The organism is Micromonospora avicenniae (assembly GCF_900156065.1).
Taxonomy (GTDB): domain Bacteria; phylum Actinomycetota; class Actinomycetes; order Mycobacteriales; family Micromonosporaceae; genus Micromonospora; species Micromonospora avicenniae.
On sequence record NZ_FTNF01000005.1, the window covers coordinates 116,589 to 136,915 of the forward strand.

Consider the following 20,327-nt stretch of genomic DNA (forward strand, 5'->3'; position numbering starts at 1 on the left):
GCGACGCGACCCGCCGCGCACACCGTCCTGGCGGATGTAGGAAAGCTTCCTCGAAGCGATTGACTTCGATGTTTTGTGACACGACAATCTCCGGCTATATCCATAAGCATCAATTCTTGTACCTGCGTGGAGGCCGGTCATCGAGAGCAAGACGGAAGCGAGGTCACGATGATGCACAGTCGACGACGAGCCAGTGACGCGGTGCTGGCCCTGCTGGCGGTCACCGGGCTGCTGCTCGCGGCCACACCGGCAGCCGCGGCGCCCACCACCGCCACCGGCGCCCCACCGGCCGCCGCGGCACCGGACACCGACTCCCTCACCACCGCCGTCACCGGCAAGCTCCTCACCACCGTCGCGTCGGCGGCGACGACGGCGGCGCAGACGCGGATCACGGTCGACCGCAGCGGTGCCGGGTGGGCCTTCGGGACAGCGGTGGCCCTGGCGCCGTCGGAGACGGACGCGCACCCCACCGGCGCGATCTTCGTCGCCCGCGTCGAGCGCGGCGCATGGCGGGTCGCGTTCGACGGCGAGGCGGAGTTCGCCGCCCTCGCCACCGCGTCGCCGCTGGTGACGAGCCAGGAGAAGGCGGTCTTCGGCAACGAGCCTCTCCCCCTCTACGCGGGCGGCGACTACCGCACCGGCATGGCCCTGCCGTTCGCGGTCGGGCAGACGTGGACGCTGACCAGCGGCCCGCACGGCTGGGGCGGCAGCGAATCGCCGTACAGTTCAGTCGATCTCGCCGGCGGTGACCAGGTGGTTCGCGCCGCTCGTGCCGGTGCCGCGTACACCATGTGCCAGGGCTGGATCCGGGTGATCCACGACCGCGGTTACTCCACCGACTACTACCACCTGTGGAGCAACATCTCGGTCAACGGGGCGAGCGTCGCCCAGGGTGCCTTCCTCGGCTACACCGGCACCGACGTCACCTGTGGCGGGGCGGCCTACGGCCGGCACGTCCACTTCGGGCTACGGCAGAACAGCGCGTACGTCCCGATGGCCGACCACGACATCGGCAAGTGGGTGTTCGCCAACGGCGCGTCCGCGTACCAGGGTGGGGCCCGGCACGGTTCGGCGTGGATCGGCGCGGGCGGCGCCATCTACAACCACGGGGCGCTCGGGCTCAACCAGGGAGTGGTGGACGCCAACGGTGGCGGCACCCTGACCCGGCGTGCCGGTCCCGGCACCGGTTACGCCGCGGTCGGCTCGCTGGCCGACGGCGCCACAGTGACGATCTCCTGCTCGGCGAACGGCACCACCCACACCGGCCGATACGGCGCCACCGCGCTCTGGAACCGGCTCAGCGACGGCAGTTGGGTCTCCGACGCGTACCTGTGGACCGGCGTCAACGGTCCGCTCAATGGCTGGTGCTGACCGGGGCGTCCGTCGGCTGCCGCCCGGTGGCCGACAGTGGAAAGGAGTGGCAATGACAGCAGTCGGCACCTCCCGCCGTGCCCGCCTGGCGCTCGGCGGCGCATTCGCCCTGCTCACCGCGCTCGGCGGTACGACCGCTGCCGGGTCGCCGGCGGTCGCCGACCCGGCCGGCGCGCCGTCCACCCCGCTGGCCGCCGCCTTCGACACGGCGGCGGGGCGGTACGACGTGCCCCGCGACCTGCTCGTGACGATCGGGTACACGGAGACGCGGCTGGACATGAACGCCGGCTCGTCGAGCGCGGCCGGCGGGTACGGACTCATGCACCTGGTGAGCAACCCGCAGCGGCACACGCTCGACGAGGCCGCCGCCCGCACCGGGCTGGATCCGGTCGCGCTGCGCACCGACCCGACGGCGAACGTGCTCGGCGCGGCCGCCGTGCTCCGCGCGTACGCCGACCAGGCGGGCCTGACCGCGACGGCGCGCGACGACCTCGCCCGGTGGTACGGGCCGGTCGCCCGGTACGGCGGCGCGGGCACGGCGGTCAGCGCCCGGCGCTACGCGGACGCCGTGTTCGACGTGCTACGCGGCGGATTCACCGCCGAGCGCGGCGAGACGGTGGCGGCCCGAGCCGTGACGCCGCAGCGCGGGGAGCTGGAGCGGGCCGGTGAGATGGGCACGCTCAGCACCGACTACCCGCCGGCGGCCTGGGCGCCGGCCAGCACCAGCAACTACACGGTGGCCGGTCGACCTGCCGGTCAACCGATCGACCGGGTCGTCATCCACGTGACCCAGGGCTCGTACGCCGGCTCGATCAGCTGGTTCCAGAACCCCGCCGCGCAGGTCAGCGCGCACTACACGTTCCGCTCCTCGGACGGTGCCGTCACCCAGTCGGTGCGGGAGAAGGACATCGCCTGGCATGCCGGCAACTGGACCTACAACACGCGGTCGATTGGCATCGAGCACGAGGGGTACGTGGACAACCCGGCCTGGTTCACCGACGCGATGTACCGGGCCTCCGCCGCGCTGACCCGCAGCCTCACGGCGAAGTACGGCATCCCGCGGGACCGGGCGCACATCGTCGGGCACGTCGAGGTGCCCGGTGCCACGCACACCGACCCGGGTCCGAACTGGAACTGGACCTACTACATGCAGCTGGTCAACGGAATCACCGGGGTCGGCTCCGGCACCGTCACCACCGGGTCGGGCAATCTCAACGTGCGCTCCGGCCCCGGCACCGGGTACCCGGTCGTCGGCTCCGTCGCCCCCGGCGCCACGGTGAGCGTCTACTGCCAGACCGCGGGCACCACCGTCACCGGCCCGTACGGCACCACCGACGTCTGGAACCGGATCGGCACCAACCGGTGGGTCTCCGACGCGTACGTCCTGACCGGGCACGACGGGTACATCCCGGGTGTGCCCCGCTGCTGAACCTATCCGCCGCCGGGGTGGCTCTCACCACCCCGGCGGCGGGCACGCCGCCGGCGGACCGGTCGTGGCGTCCGGCGCCGCGTGGCCCGGGCGACGAATCAGCGGTTCTGCTTCTGCTGGCAGGGGACGCAGAAGCGGGCGTGCGGCAGGATCTCCAGGCGCTCGGCGGGGATCTCGCCCCCGCACCGCTCGCAGACGCCGTAGCTGCCGTCGGCGACGCGCCGCAGCGCCCCTGCGATCTGCTCGATGCTCTGCCGAGTGGCGGCGATGAGCGCCTGCCGGGTGTGGGCCTCGCCCGGGTCGCCGGTGTCGGCGGTGAGTTCGGTCAGTCTCGTGGTCTGGGCCTCGAACTCCTTGCTGAGGGATGCTTGCAGGTCGTCCAGCCGGTCCTGATCGGCCCGCCGGTGCGTTCCGGTGCTCATGGCGACGTCTCCTTGTCCAGGTAAAAGAAAAAGGGCCGAAGCTGTGTAGCTTCGCCCTTGGCGTCCGTTTCTGGATGTGAACGGTTCCGCCGGTGGGCCACGGCCCGGAACGGGGCTTGGCAGTCCCTGGATGGCCAGGGTTGGCGCGATGCGCGCGCCGAGGAAACGACCTCGCGGCAGCGCGGCGCGGAGCGGCCGGTGGGCAGCGCGAAGCACCGTCAACGTCGTGACGGTGGCGGCGTTCTTACCGACCGGTGGCATCCGACCACCATAGGTGGCCGTCGGCGTAAAGCCAACCGCCTTCGGAGTATCGGCCGGCCGGGGACCGGGATCGGCTCCGCGGGCGCAGCCGCGCCCTGGCTCTACATCGACCGACGTCTTCGCGTCCTGGTCACCGGTCAGCTTCCGGGTCGGCCGTCGTACCGGCCGGCGGAGTCGGTGAGCTGCCAGAAGTCGGCAGGCAGCTGGGTGACGACGTCGTCGTACGCCCCGGGTGGGATCGCCTCGCGCAGCGTGTCGAAGACCGCGCGTACGCCGTCCCGGGCCGTCGAGCCGTCCACCTCGGCCCGCCCGCTGACCTGGTTGATGAAGGAGTCGAAGCTGAATCGCCCGGTTTCACCGGCGGGGCCGTGAGCGTACCCCTGCAGCTCCTCCGGTAGTTGGGCGGCGAGGTCCTTGGCCTCTCCGCTCTCGATCCGCTCGGCCAGCGTGGTGAGCGTGGCCCGCGTGATGGCGGTCGCCTGCTCGGGCGAGGTCCGCAGCCGTTTCGCCACGGAGTCGATGAACTCGTTGTTCTGCACCTTCGCCGCCCTTCTCTGGCACGGACAGCGGCGTCTACCCGCGTGCCGGGGGCGGCAAACCGCTGGGCGGGCGGCCGCCGCCGCACGTTCAAGGCCCGGCGGTGGCGGTCAGACCGCGCCGTCGGTACGCCGTACGGCCATGACGGCGACATCGTCGGTGGCTTCCTCCTCGCCCAGCAGCGTGGCCATCGCCGTACTGCACATCGCGTCGGCCGGCTGGTAGGTCAGCGACCGGAGCAGCAGATCGATTCCCACGTCGAGCGGACGGGTGCGCCGTTCGATGAGCCCGTCGGTGTAGAGGAAGAGGCAGCCACCGGGCGCCAGTTCGGTGTGGATGCTGTGCCGGGGAGCACCGGGGTGCGCGCCGAGCGGAAGGTCCGGTTCGACCGGGATGAGCCGGGTGCCCTCGCCCGGCTCGGCGACGAGCGGGGGCAGGTGCCCGGCGCTGGAGACGGTGAGGCTCTGGAGCGCGGGGTCCAGGACGGCGTAGATCGCGGTGGCCATGGCGCCCGGCTCGAAGAGCTGCACCTTACGGTCGAGGCGGGTGAGTACGTCGGCCGGTTCGTCGCTCTCCAGCGCGTAGGCCCGCAGCGCGCTGCGGATGCGACCCATGACGACGGCCGCGCGCAGGCCGTTGCCGGCGACGTCGCCGATGGCGACCCCGACGTGCCCGGACGGCAGCGGGAACAGGTCGTACCAGTCGCCGCCGACCCCGACCGCGGTGCCGGGGACGTAGCGTGCGGCCACGTCGAGGCCGGGCACCGCCCGCGGGCGGGCGGGCAGCAGGCTGCGTTGCAGGGCCACCGCGGCGGCCCGGTCGAGCCGCGACAGCCGGGCCTGGGTGGCCAGGCTGGCCCGGTCGGCCACCAGCCGGAGCAGCTCGACGTCGTCGGTGGTGAACCGTCGCGGGGTAAGCGTGCCGACGTGCAGGACGCCGATGACCTGGGAACCGTTGAGCATCGGCACGCCCAGGACGGAGGCCACCCCGCGGGTCAGCAGGATCGGATTGACGACGTTGGTCCGGTCGACGTGCTCGATCATGATCGGCTCGCCGCGGGCCGCGACCGAGCCGGCGAAACCGCGACCGACGGGCAGCCGTACGCCCTGGCGGACCTCCTGCTCCAGGCCGCTCGCCGCGGTGGCGACCAGTTCCTCGCCGTTGGGGTCGACCAGCAGGATCGCAGCCGTGTCGGCCTGGAGCAGGTCGCGGGTGCGATCCAGTAGCTCGTCGAGCAGGTCCTCGAGGCCGAGCTGGGAGAGTGCGGCGTCGGTCACCGCCTGCAGTCGCCGGAGCTTCTCCTCGCTGCCGGCGTGCGAGGTGTCGCTGCTCATCAGCGTCACTTCCTCACCGGGGTCCGGCCTGCCTGCCGGGGTCCGATCGTACCGGGTGTGTTGCCCGCCGCCGCAACGCGACTACCCGCCCGCCGGCGTGGAGAGGTGGTCCCACACCCCCGTCAACCGCAGGAGTTGCCGGACCATGCCCTGCGCGTTCGTCACGTGGTACGGCTTGCGGTGGTCGTCGGCGAGTCGGCGTCCTCTGAGCAGGGCGTTGATCCCGGCCGAGTCGAGGAAGGTCACCTCGGTGAGGTCGACGGTGACCGCCGAGGCGGTGCTGGCGATGGCCACCTCGATCTCGTGTTGCAGGTCGGCGGCGGTGGAGAGGTCGATCTCACCCCGTGCGGACACCGTGACGCCGTCGGGGTCAGGAAGGTCGGGGTTCGACACCGGCACGCCCTTCTCCTCTCGCCTCCCGGACTGGGGGAACGTGCCGACTTTATAGTGAGTCACCGGCATAGTGACGCCTCGGGCGAGGATCGCCGGTGGTGGTTAGGCTCCGGCGGTGAGGACCTTGTGGATGTGACATCAGCCGACCAGCCGGATTCGCGTCCGGCGGTGGCCACGGTACGCGGTGTCACGGCGCCCGGCGTCGCGGCCGTCCGGCACCGGGTGACCGACGCGGCGGTGAGCGCCGGCCTGGACTCCGACAGCACGGAACAGTTCACCATCGCCGTCAACGAGGTGGTGATCAACGCGATCCAGCACGGTGGAGGCACTGCCGACGTCACCATCGAGGTCGGCCTGGGCGCGGTGGCGGTCACCGTACGCGATCATGGTGGCGGGATGTCCGCCGATGTCTCTCCGCGCCTGCCCTCGCCGCAGACGCTCGGCGGCCGGGGGCTCTGGCTGGTGCAGCGGCTCTGTACGGACGTCACCATCGATACCTCCGGCGAGGGTACGGTCGTCACGCTGAGTGCCTTCGCGACCCCGAGGTGACCGACGATCCGCGACCCTAGAGGGTCCCGCGGCGCGGTGCCGGCGCCACGGGACCCCGTCCCGACGGGGGTCGTCAGTGGGACATGGCGGCCGCCTGGGCAGCCTCCTCCTGGGCCCGCCGCTCGTCACCACTGAGGGTGTGCAGCGGCTTCTCCTTGATGAACAGAACCACGACCATCGCGAGCAGGGCCAGCGGCGCGCCGATCAGGAACAGGTCGGCCGTGGCGATGCCGTAGACGTCCTGCACGATCCGCAGCACCGGCTCGGGCAGTTTGGTGAGGTCGGGGACCTCGTTGGTCGAGCCCCCGCCGGCTGCGGCCGGCCCCAGCTTCTCGGACATCAGGGTGGTGATCCGGTTGGCGAGCACGGCGCCGAGCGCGCTGACACCGATGGCGCCGCCCATGCTGCGGAAGAACGTCAGCACGGAGGTGGCCGCGCCGAGTTCCTGGGCCGGAACGTCGTTCTGGGCCGCCAGCACCAGGTTCTGCATGAGCATGCCGACGCCGATGCCGAGCACGGCCATGTAGATCGACAGGACGACGACGCTGGTCCGCGCGTCGATGGTGCCGAGCAGGACCATGCCGGCGGTCATGGTCGCACCACCGGCGACGAGGAACATCTTCCAGCGCCCGTACTTGGTGATGAGTTGACCGGCGATCGTCGACGAGACGAGCAGACCGAAGATCATCGGAAGGCTCATCAGACCGGCCACGGTCGGCGACTTGCCGAGCGAGATCTGGAAGTACTGCGACAGGAAGACCGTGCCGCCGAACATCGCCACGCCGACGAGGACGCTGGCGATCGTGGCCAGCGAGACGGTCCGGCTCCGGAAGATCCTCAACGGGATGATCGGCTCGGCGGCCCGGGACTCCACGAACACCGCCACGGCCAGCAGGACGACGCCGCCGGCGACCATCAGTGCGGTCCAGCCGGACGCCCAGGCGAACTTGTTGCCGGCCAGGGACGACCAGATCAGCAGCAGCGAGACGCCGGTCGTGATCAGGAGTGCGCCGAGCCAGTCGATGCGTACCTTGCGCCGGGTGACCGGCAGGTGCAGCGTCCGCTGGAGCAGGAAGATCGACAGCAGGGTGAACGGGACGCCGATCAGGAAGCACCAGCGCCAGCCGAGCCAGGAGGTGTCGACCAGGACGCCGCCGATCAGCGGTCCGGCGATGGTGCCGACGCCGAAGACGGCGCCGAAGATGCCGGCGTACCGGCCGAGCTCCCGCGGCGGGATCATGGCCGCCATGACGATCGTGGCCAGGGCGGTCATGCCGCCCGCGCCGACGCCCTGGACGATCCGGCTGATCAGCAGCACCTCGACGTTCGGAGTGAAGCCGGCGATCAGCGAGCCGATCACGAAGAGCGCCAGGGACGACTGGATGAGCAGCTTCTTGCTGAAGAGGTCGGCCAGCTTGCCCCAGAGCGGCACGGTCGCCGTCATGGCCAGCAGTTCGGTGGTGACGATCCAGGTGTAGACCGTCTGGCTGCCGTGCAGGTCGGCGATGATGCGCGGCAGCGCGTTCGCCACGACAGTGGACGCGAGGATCGACACGAACATGCCGACCATCAGTCCGGAGAGGGCCTGCAGGACCTCCCGTGGGGACATGCGTGCCGGGGCGGCCTCGACCGCGTCGATGGGCGCGGTGGGTGCGGACATCGGGTTCCTTAACTTGTCGGTACGGAAGGGATGGGAGTCAGGGGGCCGGCTGCGGATCCGGCAGGCCGGCGGCGAGCGTCTCGAACGCCTCGTCCACCAGGTCGGACAAGGAGCGGGCCCCGTCGCCGGCGGCCCAGCGGAGCATGGCCGACCGGAAAGCGGCGCCGGTTACGGCCGCGAGCAGGGCCGGAAAATGATGATCAGGAGGTACGCCGACGCGGTCGGCGACCAGTTCCGTCATCGTCCGTTCCGTTTCGACGCCGGCGGCGACCAGGCGCGGCAGCAGGGCGGGATTCCGCTCGATGACCACCATCCGCAGCAGCCAGCGCTCGCGGTCGGCCTGCATCCGGTCGATCATCTCGCCGAGGGCCGAGCGTACGGCCGCGAGGGCGGGCACCTCCGGCGGTACCTGGGCCAGCCGGGTCAGGAAGCGGGCACTGTCGACGGAGTGGTCGGCGACGAGGGCGTCGTCCTTGCACGGGAAGTAGTTGAAGAACGTCCTGGAGGAGACGTCCGCCGCCGCGCTGATCTCCTCGACCGTCACGTTCTCGAGCCCGCGTTCGGCGACCAGGTGCAGCGCCGCGGTGGCCAGCGCGTCGCGGGTCTGCTGCTTCTTGCGGTCCCGTAGTCCGACGGTCTGCGCAGCGGGATGGGCGGTCACCCGAACAACCTAGGGAGAACTTTCAGGTCCGGCAAACTTTCGCGGTGTGAAGTGAGATGGCTAACGCCCCCGTCACCTCTGGCCCGGCGTACCAGGCCGGTGCGTCTGCACGGCGATGGTCAAGAACTGCCGCACCAGGCGGCTGCGGCTGTCCGCGGCCCACGCGAGGCAGATCCGGTTGGGGCCGATGTCGTGTACGGCGCTGTGCGTGACGTCCGGCCGGCTGTAGAAGAGAGCCGTGGACAGTGGCAGCACGATGATGCCGCGCCCGGCCGCCACGTACTCCAGCTTCTCCTCCACGGTCAGCGCCGGCACCTCGGTGGCGCGCCAGGCACCCCGCCCGCGGGGGTCGTCCCGCCACTCCGGGACCACAGCCGGGTTCTGCAGGAGATGCTCGTCCCCGAGTTCCTCGATGCTGACCCGTGGCCGGCCGGCCAGCGGATGGTCGGCGGCGACCACGACCACCCGGGCCTCCTCGAACAGTGGCTCCAGGGCCAGGTCGCGCTCGTCGATCGGAAGCCGGACGTATCCGACGTCGACGCGACCGTCACGGATGACCTCGGCCTGGGTGTCCCAGCTGGTGCGGACGACTTCGACGTCCAGTCCGGGGTTGGCCTCGCGTAGGGCGCGCACCTCCGCGGTCACGGTGAGGCCGGGCATGAACCCCACGGTGAAGGTGCCGGCACCACCGCGGGCGGTCGCGGCGATCCGCCGTTGCACGGCGGTCGCCCGGGCCAGCAGCGGACCTGCCTCCTCGCGCAGCTGTTCGCCGGCCGGGGTCAGGTCGGTGCGCCGCCGGTCGCGGACCAGCAGGGCCGTGCCCAGCTCCCGCTCCAACGCCCGGATCTGGCGGGAGAGCACCGGTTGGGCGATCCGCAGCTGGGCGGCGGCCCGGCCGAAGTGCCGGTGCTCGGCGACGGCGAGGAAGTACCGCAGCTTCCGGAGGTCCAGGTCGGCGGGCATGTCAATACCTTACGGGTATCACAGGAGGCCAGAGAGGTCTTGGACGCCGGCTCGCTCCGGCGCGCAGGGTGGTGCCAGGACATTCGCGAGAAGGGCACACAGTGGCATCACAAGACCTTGGCTCCCAGCACGTCGTCGTTCTCGGCGGCACCTCCGGCATCGGCCTCGCCACGGCGCGCGCCGCGGGCGCCGCCGGGGCCGTCGTCACCGTCGTATCCAGCAACCCGGCCAGCGTCGATCGGGCACTCGCCGAACTGCCGGAAGGCGCCCGCGGCCACGCCGTCGATCTGACCGACGCAGCCGCCGTGGGCCGGTTCTTCGCCCGGCTGGCCGACAGCGGCATCGCGATCGACCACCTCGCCTACACCGCCGGCGAGCCACTGGCTCTCATGCCGCTGGCCGAACTCGACCTGGGGCAGGCCCGCGAGCTCTTCGCGCTGCGCTACTTCGGCGCGCTCGGTGCGGTGCAGGCCGCGGCGCCGTACCTTCGCGACGGCGGCTCCATCACCCTGACCACCGGCACCGCGGGTAGCCGCCCCGGCCCGGGTTGGTCGGTGGCGTCCAGCATCTGCGGGGCGACCGAAGCGCTCACCCGGGCACTCGCCGTGGAGTTGGCGCCCCGCCGGATCCGGGTGAACGCCGTCCGCCCCGGCGTCGTCCGCAGCCCTCTTTGGGGCGGGATGGACGAGGAGGTCCGGGAACAGCTGTACCGCCAGACCGCCGACGCCGTTCCGCTGGGCCGGGTGGGCGAGGTCGACGACGTCGCCCCGGCCTACCTGTTCTGCATGGCCGACTCGTTCGTCACCGGCACGATCATCACCGTCGACGGCGGCTCGCTGCTCGCCTGACCGGCGGGGCGGACGGTTTCGGTGGGCGGAAGGCGGGGATGTAGAGCGACCCGGCCGGCGTGGTGAGCGGGTCGCCGCCCGTGCCGTCCGTCGGGCAGCAGTGGGGAGGTGTTCATGGTCGGCGACGGTCACCTCCCGGAGGAGGAGGGCGGCTTCGGCCGCCGCCTCGACGAACACGAGCACGAGCCGGGCGGATGGTGGCCGCAGGGCCCGCAGAGCGGTCCCGGGGGCCTCGTCGACAGCGCCGTCTACGCCCACGGGCACCGGCACGCCTCGCCGCCCACCCTCGCCGACACGTACCGCTGCCTGCAGGAGTTGGACGACGGGATGGCCTGGATCGGGCTCTACCGGCCGGGCCGCGAGCAGATCCTCTCCCTCGCCCAGGAGTTCCGGCTGCACGACCTCGCGGTCGAGGATGCGATCAACGCCCACCAGCGACCCAAGCTCGAACGGTACGGGGACACGCTCTTCATCGTGCTGCGGGCCGCCCGCTACGTCGACGTACGCGAGGAGGTCGAGTTCAGCGAGGTGCACCTGTTCATCGGCCCGGGCTTCGTCATCACCGTCCGGCACGGCGAGGCGCCCGACCTCGCCACCGTCCGGGGCCGGATGGAAAGCGAACCGGGGATGCTGGCCCGTGGTCCGCAGGCGGTGCTCTACGCGATCCTCGACCAGGTGGTCGACGGGTACGCCCCGGTCGTGGCGGGACTGGAACACGACATCGACGAGATCGAGACGGAGGTCTTCGGTGGCGACCCCAACGCGAGCCGGCGCATCTACGAGCTGAGCCGGGAGGTGATCCAGTTCCAGCGGGCCGCCCGACCGCTGCTCGGTGTGCTGGACGCGCTCGCGGCGGGCTCCGGCAAGTACGGCACCGACGAGGAACTGCAGCGCTACCTGCGGGACGTCAACGACCACCTGACCCAGGTGGTGGAGCGGGTGGACAGCTTCCGGCACCTGTTGCAGAACATCCTCACGGTCAACGCCACCCTGGTCTCGCAGCAGCAGAACGAGGAGATGCGCAGCCTCACCGCGGCCAGCTACGCCCAGAACGAGGAGCTGAAGAAGGTCTCCTCGTGGGCGGCGATCCTGTTCGCACCCACCCTGATCGGCACGGTCTACGGCATGAACTTCGTGCACATGCCGGAGTTGCGCTGGCGGTTCGGGTACCTCTTCGCGATCGCGCTGATGGCGCTCGTCTGCGGCACCCTCTACCTGATCTTCAAGCGGCGCGGCTGGCTGTGATCCGGGCACCGGCCATCGCCGATCTGCGCACGGACCATCGCCGATTCGGACCCGGACCGTCGCGATCCGCGCACGGACCAGGGTCGGATCTCGCGGGAAAGCCGCGCGTCGCGTTCCGAGCGTCGTGCCGGCTACTCGAAACCGCGCAGGATGTGGCGCTCGTCCTCGATGTCGTCCTCGTCGGTGTCGATCCTGCCGAGCAGGGTCGCGGCGGCCCAGATCGAGAGGGGGGTGGAGGGTCCGGTGGTGCCGGAGACCTGTGCGTCCTCGCTGGTCTGGCTCGACTCGACCGGTGGCGCGCTGCGTTGAGCCTGCATGGCGATGCCTCTCTCTTGCAGCCGTGACCCCTCGGAGCCCACCGACAGCGGCGGTGGGCGGCAGGTGGGCGGATCCCGCCCCCTCGCGGCCCGCACGCCGGCCTGTGACACGGCTCACTCGAACGATCCCACGCCAGGGAGCGTCTGCACACGCGGTTTCCCATTACCCGACTCGTGTCGCCCCGAACCAGCCTCCCGGGGACCTGCCCGCCCACCCCCAGCGAGCCGGCGGGCGGCCGGCCGCGGGTCCCGGTCGGTCGAGGGCGGTGGGTGCTCAGGGCAGGGGGCAGGAGATGCCGCGAGCGTGGTCGGTGAGCGCCGCGCCGACGACCGTCGCCTCCAGCGGCAGCATCTCCAGGCACCGTCGTACGGCGGCGGCCATCAGCGCGTTCGGCACCCGCATCGACAGCGTGCAGTGTGGCACCCAGCGCCCCGGCTGGTAGTGCTCGACCAGGGCCACGCCGGCCGCCGCGAGCCGGGCGTGCACCTGCCGGTGGTGCGCGAGGAGTTCGGCGGTCGGCGTCGGACCGAGCCAGAGCACCCGGCCGACGAACTGCCCGACGTGCTCGAACGACAGCCGCAGCGGCGCCCCGACCACCATGCCGCGCAGCGCCGCGCCGACCCGTTCGGGATCGAACCGGGGCGCCACCGCGAGCGACACGTGCGGGCGGTGCCGCTGCTCCAGCAGGGACCGCATGCTCTGCACACCCTCGGACTCCAGCGCGTCCCACAGCACCCGGATCCGGCGGGAGGCGTCGGTGTCGAGGTATAGCTCCAACGCCGCGACCACGTGATCACGGTAACGGGCAGGTTTGGCCGGGGTGGATGGCGGTACCACTGAACGGAGGCGACCTCGGGAGGCGTACGACGTGGACGTGAGTGACCTGCTGATCGAGACGTACGACCGGCTGCCCGACCTGGTCCGCGGCGCGGTCCACGGTCTCGACCCGGACCAGCTGCGCCAGGCTCCCCGCCCAGGCGCCAACCCGGTGGGCTGGCTGGTCTGGCACCTGACCCGGGTCCAGGACGGCCACCTGGCCGAGCTGCTCGACGCCGAGCAGATCTGGGTGACCGGTGACTGGGCGGGCCGCTTCGGCCTGGCCCGCGCCGAGCCGGGCGACACCGGGTACGGGCACACGCCCGAACAGGTCGCCGCGGTCCGGCCGGAGAGCGCGCAGGTGCTGCTCGACTACTACGACGCCGTCCACACCCGTACCCGGCGGTTCCTCACCGGGTTGCGGGCCGACGACCTGGACCGGGTGGTCGACACCTCGTGGGACCCGCCGGTGACGCTCGGGGTCCGGCTGGTGAGCGTGATCGAGGACGACCTCCAGCACGCCGGCCAGGCCGCCTACGTCCGTGGGCTGATCAAGACTGGCTGACCGCGCCACGATCCCCTCCGCCCGGGTCGGGTCGCCCGTCGGGTTCACCGACCCCGCGGCCGTGAACTCACCCGTCGCGGGTGAGCCGGACTCACCCCCGCCGCTGGGAAGGTGACCGGACGAGGGGAGGAGATCGATGGGCACGACGGCCGCGGAGCAGCTGCTGGCGCTGACGCCCGAGCGACGTCCCGAGATACCGGAGACGTTGAACGGGACGCTTCGTCTCGACGCGTACGAGAACGGCTGGACGCAACACTGGTACCTCACCGTCACCGACCAGCACGTCGAGGTCAGCCGCTCGGCCGACGACGCCGACCTGGTCGTACGGGCGCACCGGACGGTGTTCGACCGGATGGCCGCCGGGCAGCTGCGCGCCGCCGCGGCGATGCTGCGCAACGACCTCACCGTCGAGGGTGACATGCGGCTCTTCGTGGTTTTCCGCCGCATCTTTCCCGGCAAGGCGGGCGCCCGGCACCCCCGTGAAGCCGCCCGGCAGGTCGCGGCGGAGCCCAACAGCGGACGGGATGTTCGCCGATGAGGCCGGAGCGGGTGTACGTGATGTCAGGGAACGCCTTCGCCGTCAGCGACGGACAGGGGGACATCCTCGTCGACCCGCACGACCCCATCGGCTACTTCGCGTTCGACACCCGGTTCCTGTCGCACTGGGTGCTCAAGGTAGACGGCCAGCGACTGAACGCTCTCTCCCGTGACGACATGACGTACTTCGAGACCCGGTTCTTCCTGGTGCCCGGGGCGGCCAGCCACTACATCGACGCGGACGTCTCGCTGATCCGGCATCGGTCCCTCGACGAAGCCTTTCAGGAACGCATCATCGTGCTCAACCACTCCGCCGAGCCGGCCGAGTTCACCATCCGGCTGGACATCGGGTCCGACTTCGCCGACACCTCGGAGATCCAGCAGCCGCGTAGGCGCGATGTCTCCGTGGTCGCTGACTCGGAGCGGCGAGAACTGCGGTTCCGGTACGCCCGCGACCGGTTCGTCCGCCAGACGATCGTCACCAGCACCGCCCCGGTGGACGTGGACGAGGACGGAATGACCTACCGGATCCGGATCGAGCCGGAAGGCGAGTGGATTACGGACCTGCACGTCGCGACGCTCATCGAGGGCCCGGGCGGACGCGACCTGCGGGCCAGCCTCGAGGAGCACCGGCAGCACGTCCACCACACCATGCGGGAGGAGCTCCAGGCGTGGCTCGACCGGGCGCCGCTGCTGGTCTGCGAGCGGCCGGAGCTGACGGCGGCGTACCGGCAGTGCCTCGTCGACCTCGCCGCGCTGCGCTACCTGCCGCTCACCAAGGCGGGGACGGTGCCGGTGGGTGGCCTGCCATGGGGGATGGCCCTGTACGGGCGGGACGCGATCATCACCTGCCTGCAGACCCTGGCGTTCCTTCCCGAACTGGCCAGATCGACGCTGTACAGCCTCGCCACGCTGCAAGGGGACCGGCTCGACGACGACCACGACGAGGAGCCGGGGAAGATCGTGGCCGAGCTGCGCTACGGCGAGGCGGCGGCGTTCGGCGAGGAGCCGACGGCCCTCTACTACGGCGCGGCGGACACCACACCGTTGTTCGTCGTCCTGCTCGACGAGTACGAGCGCTGGTCGGGCGACGCCGACCTGATCCGTGAGCTGCGACATCCGGCCCGGATGGCGCTGGACTGGATCGACGAGTACGGCGACCTCACCGGTGACGGCTACCTGCGGTACCTGACGCGCAACAACCGCAAGGGGTGGGTCAACCAGGGCTGGCGGAACTCGCCGGACGCCATCGCGTACGCCGACGGCCGGCTGCCGGGTCTTCCCCGCGCGACCTGCGAACTCCAGGGCTACGCGTACGACGCCAAGCGACGCGGCGCGCGGCTGGCCCGGGAGTTCTGGGGCGACCCGCAGTACGCCGACCGGCTGGAGCGCGAGGCGGCGGAGCTGAAACGGCGGTTCAACAACGACTTCTGGCTGCCGCAGGCCGAGTACTACGCGCTGGCGCTGGAGCCGGACGGCACGCCGGTCGACGCGCTGACGTCGAACATCGGGCATCTGCTGTGGAGCGGCATCGTCGAGGAGGAGCGGGCCCGCGCGCTCGCCGCCCACCTGGTCGGCCCGGATCTCTTCTCCGGCTGGGGCGTGCGGACGTTCGCTGCCGGGCAGCACCGGTACAACCCGGTCGGATCGCACCTGGGTGCGGTCTGGCCGTCGGACAATGCCCTGATCGCGGCGGGGCTGCGCACTTACCGCCGCGACGCGGAGGCCGCCCGGATCGCGTCCGGCATCTTCGACATGGCGTGCACGGTCGGCGGCTCGGTGCCCGAGATGATCGCCGGATACGACCGTGAGGTGACGAAGTATCCGATCCAGCTGCCGGCGGCCGGCCGACCCCAGGCATGGTCCTCAGGCGGGTTGCTGATGCTGCTCGCCACCCTGCTCGGGCTGCGGCCCAGCGGCGACAACCTGCTGGTGAGCCCCGCGCTGCCGTCAGGTTTCGGGCGGATCGAGCTGTTGGACATCCCCGGGCGCTGGGGGCACTCGGACGCGTACGGACGGGATCGCGGCAACCTCCGCGCGCGACGCCCACGGTTGCGCTGAGGGTACGCCTCCCGGCCGGCCGAGCAGCAGGCCGACGGTCCGGGCGGCCGGCGCGGCCAGATCGTCCGGACAGCGGCGTGACGGGGTGACCTCCGTCGGCCACGCGTCCCGGACTCGGCCGCCACGGCGCCGCCGGACGCTCGGCGCACCACGTCAACGATGCCGGCCGGCCACGGTCGGCTGGTCGTCGTCGGCCGGCGGGGTCCGGCGTCCATGCTCGTCCGGACGGCCGGGAGGCTCGGTGGGCGGTGTCACGGACGGCGCGTGCGGGCTGCGGGAAGGAGTCCTGACCTGGCCGGGGGGTGTGGCGTGCCGAGCGCCGTCGGTGAGCATCCGGTCGCAGAAGCCGGGTACCCGGGACCGGCCCCCCGCGGCCGCGACCAGACCGGCGAAGGCCGGGCTGTCGAGCGCACCGGGATCGTCGTCGGCACGGTACGCCCGGCAGAGGCCCGGCAGGTCGACCTCGGGAGCGGGCCGCTCCGTCCTGCCGGGCTCCGTCGAGGGCACCGGTGCGGTGGTGCTTGCCGGTGGCACCGTACTCGCGGTCGGTGCCGGTACCGGCGACGCCGGGGCCCTGGTCGGCGGTGCCGGCCGCGTCCCGGGCCAGGTGCCGGTGGTGGCGAGCGCAATCCCGCCGGTGGCGGCCAGGGCGAGCGCGACGATGCCCGCTCGCACCCCGAAGCGGACGAGGCCGGGGCTGGGCGCGGCGCCCACCGGCGGCGTGCCCGGGCACGGCCCCGGACCCGGTGCGTCGGCCAGGGCTCGGCGGTACGCCATCACCGCGGCACCCTCGCCGTCGAACTCGTGCGGGTGCGGCTCGGCACGCACGGCCATCAGCAGCGACACGATCGGATGTGCCTCGGCGCGCGTGGCATCGACGGGACTGTCGAGCAGCCGTTCGACGGTCTCCTGGTCCATCCGCTCTGCGTTCATCTCGTGTCGGTCAGCGCCGCGCGCCCACGAGACGTCACATCACGTCGCCCGCCGGCTGGTCAGCCCATGGTCTTGGCCCCGTCGATCGCCTCGCGCAGGATGTCGGCGTGCCCGGCGTGCTGCGCCGTCTCGGCGATGACGTGCAGCAGCACCCGCCGGACCGACCAGCTCGCCCCCGGCTCGAACCAGGGTGCGACCGGCAGGGGGTGCGCGGAGTCGAGGTCGAGCGTGGCGACCAGCTCGTCCGTGCGCGCCGCGACCCGGGCGTAGTCGTCGAGCAGCCCGGCGAGCGTCTCACCCTCGCGCATCCGGAACTGGCCCTCCCAGTCGACCGGCACGCTCTGCATGGCATCCGCGCCGCCGACCGCGAATCGCATCCAACTCTCCTCGGTGCCCGCGACGTGCTTGATCAGGCCGCCGAGGCAGAGCTCGCTGACGGTGGTGCGGGCGGCCGCCTGCTCGTCGGTGATGCCCGCGACGGTCTGCCGCAGGAAGCCACGGTGCCGGCGGAGTGTCTGCACGAGGTCCGCCCGTTCGCTGGTGGTGACCTGGTCCAGGGTGCTCATGGATGTCGCCCTTCACTCGTCTGTCGACCAGGGACACCGTACGTTCAGGTCCCGACACTTTCCGCCACTCCGTCGCTCCGCAGGCCGTCGCTCCGCCGCTCCGCCGGGGTTGCGGGTGCTGCGTCCCGGGTACCGGAATGACATGGGTGTGATTCGGGTGGGCACGTCGTCCTGGGCCGATCGGGAGGTGCTGGCCTCCGGCTGGTACCCGCGGTCGGCGAACACGCCGGCCGACCGGCTTCGCTGGTACGCCCGGCACTTCCCGGTCGTCGAGGTCGACACCTCGTACTACGCGGTGCCCGCACCGGAGACCACGCGGGGCTGGGCCGCCGCGACCCCGGACGGGTTCAGCTTCGACATCAAGGCGTTCAGTCTCTTCACCGGTCATCCCACCCCGATCACCGCGCTGCCGCGCGACCTGCGCCCGGTGGGCGGCCCGGAACGGGTACGCCGCCGCGACCTGTCCGCCGGAGCGTACGACGAGGTGTGGGCCCGGTTCCGCGCGGCGCTGGACCCGGTCGCGGCGGCCGGCAAGCTCGGCGCGGTGCTGCTCCAGCTGCCTCCGTGGCTGGCCCATGGCGCTGCCGCCCAACGACGAGTGGTCGAACTGGCCGAGCGGTGCCGGCCGTGGCGCGTCGGTGTGGAGCTTCGACACCGATCCTGGTTCGACGGACGGGCCGCGCTGGACACGGTGGACTTCCTGCGTACGCACGAACTCGGCCTCGTCTGCGTCGACATGCCGCAGGGCCACCCGTCCTCGGTCCCACCGGTCCTCGTCGCCACCACGGAGCTGGCGATGATGCGGTTCCACGGGCACAGCGACGACTGGGCGACGGGGGACAAGCGGGAGAAGTTCCGCTACGCGTACGGCGAGCGGGAGCTACGCCACTGGTCGGAGCTGCTCACCGAGCTGGCCGGGCAGTCCAGCGAGCTGCACGTGCTGTTCAACAACTGCTGTGCCGGGCAGGCGCAGCGCGACGCCGAGCGGATGGCCGGGCTGCTGGCCGACGCCGGGTACGCGCGTCCCGCCCCAGCCGGCGCCGCCACCTGAACCCGTACGACCGGCAGGTCCGGCGCGGTGCGACCCGCTCGCGTCGGTCAGGCGGAACGGCGGCCCCGGCTGCGGAAGGCGTCCTGCGCCCGTTCGTCGATGTCCGCGTCGTCGGGGAAGGAACGGCCGCTGGGCGCCGGATCGGGTGGCGCGCCCGGGCCCGCCATCGGCGCCCGGGTCGGTTCGACCGAGCCGAAGCCGTGCCGGCCCGCGGGCCCGGACGGGCCGGCGGGCCGGCCGGCCCGGCGCTCGCCGCGTCGCCCCGGTGGGACGGCGGTCTCCTCGCTGCCCTCGTCCATCGGATCGTCCTCGCCGACGCCCCAGGGCGGTTCCGTGTCGTAGACGTCCCGGGTTCCCCACGGGACCGTGGCCTCCGGGTCGCGCGGGGCCTGACCGTCGTCGCGTCCCTTGTCCGCCGTCATGTCCACCTCGCTGCTCGTCCGCCGGTACCGGCGGCTGATTGCCCGTCATCGCGCAGGTCATGCGCATCGGCGCGCGACGGCCGAGCACTGATCCGCCGGTCCGGCGGCGTCCAGGACGCCGCCGGACCGGCGGATGGCTGGTTCCTCGTTCGGTGCTCAGCGGCTGGACATGGCCATCGACCGCTTGGTCCCACCCATGCCCGCGAGCTTGCCGATCCCGGCGGGCAGGTGCACCCCCACCATCCGGCCGCCCCCGGCGGGCCGGTTCATCCCCGTCAGCCTGCTCACGGCCGCGAACTTGGCCATGCCCTTCGGGGCGCTCATCATTCCGCCGGTCCGAGCCAGCATCCCGCGCCACACCTGGGCCGGCTTCTGCTGCTCGCTCATGTAGGCGGTCACCACCACCAGCGCGCCGGTCAGGGCCGGTACGGCCCATTGGAGCAGCTTCATCTGGCGCTGGCTGGCCGCCACCTGCACCGGGGTCATGTGGTTCGGCTCGGTGACGCCGTCGACCGGCGGGTTGCCGGCCCGCTGCAACCGCATGCCGAGCAGCCGGCTGTAGCCGGTGACCGCGAGCGCGCCCACGGTCAGTGCGGTCTTGACGACCGTGGCCCGCGCCACGCCCGCCTGGGCGGCCACCCGTGGGCTCTCCGTGACCAGTTCACCGACCGCGCCGGCGAGGTGCGCGCCGATCGCGGCGGCGTTCACCGGCGTCCACCGGGACCAGCCCGCTGAGGCCACCGGAAGCCGTTGCGTCGCATCCTTGATCTTCCCCGCCGCGCCGTTGACGCCGAACGCCCCCATCAGGGACCCTCCGAACCAGGCCGCCAAGCCCAGATCGTGCATCGAGCGCAGTGCGCTATGCCGTTCCGACATCTGATCCCCTTCCGCCGTGTCGGGCGCTGCGGCTTACCCGCCGCCTTTGCGGCTAACCCCGGTGTGTCACCGGTCGAGACCTCTGGCGGTGGAACGGACGGGACAAGGGTGGACACCGGGCGCCGCCGGTCGCATCCGCCGCCGGAGTCCGGGGAGGGCTACCGGCACGGTGGGAGGAGTCGTCCGGGCCTGCGGGGGTAGAGCAGGGGGACCGACGAGGAGGGGGCAAGTGCCATGACGCAGCCGGATGAGAGCCGGGAGAAGACTCCCGACACCGACGCGGTGCTGATGCACCCGGGCAACGACCCCAACCGGAACATCGCAGAGATACCGCCGCGACGTGACCACGGCGAGATCCGGGTCGAACGCGACGGTGAGATGGTGCCTATCGAACCGGAGGAGTGACTTCGGCGGCGATCCCGCGGCGGCCACCGGCCATCCGACGGCCGGCGCCGGGAAGCCCAGCTGTCGACTGCTTCGCCTAGCCTGCTGGGCATCGGCTTTCCTCG

The 20,327-nt window shown here is 71.9% G+C and carries 23 protein-coding genes; 10 read left to right on the forward strand and 13 right to left on the reverse strand.

Annotated features, from left to right (window positions below; translation table 11 throughout):
- Positions 1-171 precede the first annotated feature (171 nt).
- Both BXA10_RS10280 and BXA10_RS10285 read left to right on the forward strand, forming a co-directional pair.
- Entirely contained in the window at positions 172-1,371 is a 1,200-nt protein-coding gene (locus BXA10_RS10280; RefSeq protein ID WP_084752603.1) for a M23 family metallopeptidase, read from the forward strand.
- Positions 1,372-1,423: 52 nt separating this feature from the next.
- On the forward strand, positions 1,424-2,800 hold the full coding sequence (locus BXA10_RS10285) for an N-acetylmuramoyl-L-alanine amidase (protein WP_076470062.1): 1,377 nt from the start codon (positions 1,424-1,426) through the stop codon (positions 2,798-2,800).
- A 98-nt stretch (positions 2,801-2,898) separates the two neighbouring features.
- On the opposite strand, the gene BXA10_RS10290 is transcribed toward BXA10_RS10285, so the two are convergent.
- The 4 genes from BXA10_RS10290 to BXA10_RS10305 all read right to left on the reverse strand — a co-directional run bounded on the left by BXA10_RS10290 (position 2,899) and on the right by BXA10_RS10305 (position 5,753).
- On the reverse strand, positions 2,899-3,222 hold the full coding sequence (locus tag BXA10_RS10290; protein WP_076470063.1) for a TraR/DksA family transcriptional regulator: 324 nt from the start codon (positions 3,220-3,222) through the stop codon (positions 2,899-2,901).
- 398 nt (positions 3,223-3,620) lie between these two features.
- Positions 3,621-4,022, reverse strand: a complete 402-nt coding sequence (locus BXA10_RS10295; RefSeq protein WP_076470064.1) for a DUF2267 domain-containing protein — start codon at positions 4,020-4,022, stop codon at positions 3,621-3,623.
- Positions 4,023-4,130: 108 nt separating this feature from the next.
- Entirely contained in the window at positions 4,131-5,354 is a 1,224-nt protein-coding gene (locus tag BXA10_RS10300; RefSeq protein WP_076470270.1) for a PP2C family protein-serine/threonine phosphatase, read from the reverse strand.
- Positions 5,355-5,435: 81 nt separating this feature from the next.
- Entirely contained in the window at positions 5,436-5,753 is a 318-nt protein-coding gene (locus tag BXA10_RS10305; RefSeq protein ID WP_175649160.1) for an STAS domain-containing protein, read from the reverse strand.
- A gap of 162 nt (positions 5,754-5,915) precedes the next feature.
- Between BXA10_RS10305 and BXA10_RS31415 the strand changes: the two genes are divergently transcribed.
- Entirely contained in the window at positions 5,916-6,296 is a 381-nt protein-coding gene (locus tag BXA10_RS31415; RefSeq protein ID WP_076470065.1) for an ATP-binding protein, read from the forward strand.
- 73 nt (positions 6,297-6,369) lie between these two features.
- On the opposite strand, the gene BXA10_RS10315 is transcribed toward BXA10_RS31415, so the two are convergent.
- The 3 genes from BXA10_RS10315 to BXA10_RS10325 form a co-directional block, all read right to left on the reverse strand.
- Positions 6,370-7,956 carry an MDR family MFS transporter gene (locus BXA10_RS10315; protein WP_076470066.1) on the reverse strand — a complete coding sequence of 529 codons (1,587 nt, stop codon included), beginning with the start codon at positions 7,954-7,956 and terminating at the stop codon, positions 6,370-6,372.
- Between the two features lie 37 nt (positions 7,957-7,993).
- Positions 7,994-8,617 (reverse strand): acyl-CoA-like ligand-binding transcription factor, encoded by a 624-nt coding sequence (locus BXA10_RS10320; RefSeq protein WP_076470067.1) that lies wholly within the window; start codon positions 8,615-8,617, stop codon positions 7,994-7,996.
- Between the two features lie 72 nt (positions 8,618-8,689).
- On the reverse strand, positions 8,690-9,580 hold the full coding sequence (locus tag BXA10_RS10325; RefSeq protein WP_076470068.1) for a LysR family transcriptional regulator: 891 nt from the start codon (positions 9,578-9,580) through the stop codon (positions 8,690-8,692).
- Between the two features lie 101 nt (positions 9,581-9,681).
- Here BXA10_RS10325 and BXA10_RS10330 point away from each other — a divergent pair, with 101 nt between their 5' ends.
- Both BXA10_RS10330 and corA read left to right on the forward strand, forming a co-directional pair.
- A complete protein-coding gene (locus tag BXA10_RS10330) occupies positions 9,682-10,428 on the forward strand; it encodes an SDR family oxidoreductase (protein ID WP_076470069.1) in 747 nt (248 codons plus the stop codon).
- Between the two features lie 114 nt (positions 10,429-10,542).
- Positions 10,543-11,673 carry a magnesium/cobalt transporter CorA gene (gene corA / locus BXA10_RS10335; protein ID WP_076470070.1) on the forward strand — a complete coding sequence of 377 codons (1,131 nt, stop codon included), beginning with the start codon at positions 10,543-10,545 and terminating at the stop codon, positions 11,671-11,673.
- A gap of 131 nt (positions 11,674-11,804) precedes the next feature.
- Here the strand turns inward: corA and BXA10_RS10340 are convergent, their stop codons facing one another.
- Together BXA10_RS10340 and BXA10_RS10345 are read right to left on the reverse strand one after the other, a co-directional pair.
- Positions 11,805-11,990 carry a hypothetical protein gene (locus BXA10_RS10340; protein WP_076470071.1) on the reverse strand — a complete coding sequence of 62 codons (186 nt, stop codon included), beginning with the start codon at positions 11,988-11,990 and terminating at the stop codon, positions 11,805-11,807.
- Between the two features lie 274 nt (positions 11,991-12,264).
- Positions 12,265-12,780: a 2'-5' RNA ligase family protein gene (locus tag BXA10_RS10345; RefSeq protein WP_076470072.1), complete on the reverse strand. Its 516-nt coding sequence runs from the start codon at positions 12,778-12,780 to the stop codon at positions 12,265-12,267.
- Positions 12,781-12,859: 79 nt separating this feature from the next.
- Between BXA10_RS10345 and BXA10_RS10350 the strand changes: the two genes are divergently transcribed.
- The 3 genes from BXA10_RS10350 to BXA10_RS10360 all read left to right on the forward strand — a co-directional run bounded on the left by BXA10_RS10350 (position 12,860) and on the right by BXA10_RS10360 (position 15,970).
- Positions 12,860-13,372 carry a mycothiol transferase gene (locus BXA10_RS10350; protein WP_076470073.1) on the forward strand — a complete coding sequence of 171 codons (513 nt, stop codon included), beginning with the start codon at positions 12,860-12,862 and terminating at the stop codon, positions 13,370-13,372.
- A gap of 136 nt (positions 13,373-13,508) precedes the next feature.
- Entirely contained in the window at positions 13,509-13,910 is a 402-nt protein-coding gene (locus tag BXA10_RS10355; protein WP_076470074.1) for an SCP2 sterol-binding domain-containing protein, read from the forward strand.
- A complete protein-coding gene (locus tag BXA10_RS10360; RefSeq protein ID WP_076470075.1) occupies positions 13,907-15,970 on the forward strand; it encodes an amylo-alpha-1,6-glucosidase in 2,064 nt (687 codons plus the stop codon). The genes BXA10_RS10355 and BXA10_RS10360 overlap by 4 nt, the downstream gene beginning before the upstream one ends.
- A gap of 153 nt (positions 15,971-16,123) precedes the next feature.
- On the opposite strand, the gene BXA10_RS10365 is transcribed toward BXA10_RS10360, so the two are convergent.
- The gene (locus tag BXA10_RS10365; RefSeq protein WP_139337952.1) at positions 16,124-16,903 is read right to left on the reverse strand and encodes a hypothetical protein; all 780 of its coding nucleotides are present in this window, start codon (positions 16,901-16,903) and stop codon (positions 16,124-16,126) included.
- 59 nt (positions 16,904-16,962) lie between these two features.
- Positions 16,963-17,469 carry a DinB family protein gene (locus tag BXA10_RS10370; protein WP_076470077.1) on the reverse strand — a complete coding sequence of 169 codons (507 nt, stop codon included), beginning with the start codon at positions 17,467-17,469 and terminating at the stop codon, positions 16,963-16,965.
- 142 nt (positions 17,470-17,611) lie between these two features.
- Between BXA10_RS10370 and BXA10_RS10375 the strand changes: the two genes are divergently transcribed.
- The gene (locus BXA10_RS10375; RefSeq protein WP_076470078.1) at positions 17,612-18,520 is read left to right on the forward strand and encodes a DUF72 domain-containing protein; all 909 of its coding nucleotides are present in this window, start codon (positions 17,612-17,614) and stop codon (positions 18,518-18,520) included.
- Between the two features lie 47 nt (positions 18,521-18,567).
- On the opposite strand, the gene BXA10_RS10380 is transcribed toward BXA10_RS10375, so the two are convergent.
- Both BXA10_RS10380 and BXA10_RS10385 read right to left on the reverse strand, forming a co-directional pair.
- On the reverse strand, positions 18,568-18,942 hold the full coding sequence (locus tag BXA10_RS10380) for a hypothetical protein (RefSeq protein ID WP_076470272.1): 375 nt from the start codon (positions 18,940-18,942) through the stop codon (positions 18,568-18,570).
- Positions 18,943-19,098: 156 nt separating this feature from the next.
- Positions 19,099-19,818, reverse strand: coding sequence for a hypothetical protein (locus BXA10_RS10385; RefSeq protein ID WP_076470079.1), 720 nt, complete (start codon positions 19,816-19,818; stop codon positions 19,099-19,101).
- Between the two features lie 234 nt (positions 19,819-20,052).
- Between BXA10_RS10385 and BXA10_RS31420 the strand changes: the two genes are divergently transcribed.
- Complete coding sequence (locus BXA10_RS31420; RefSeq protein WP_175649161.1) at positions 20,053-20,223, forward strand: hypothetical protein; 171 nt, start codon at positions 20,053-20,055, stop codon at positions 20,221-20,223.
- The last annotated feature ends 104 nt before the right edge of the window (positions 20,224-20,327 follow it).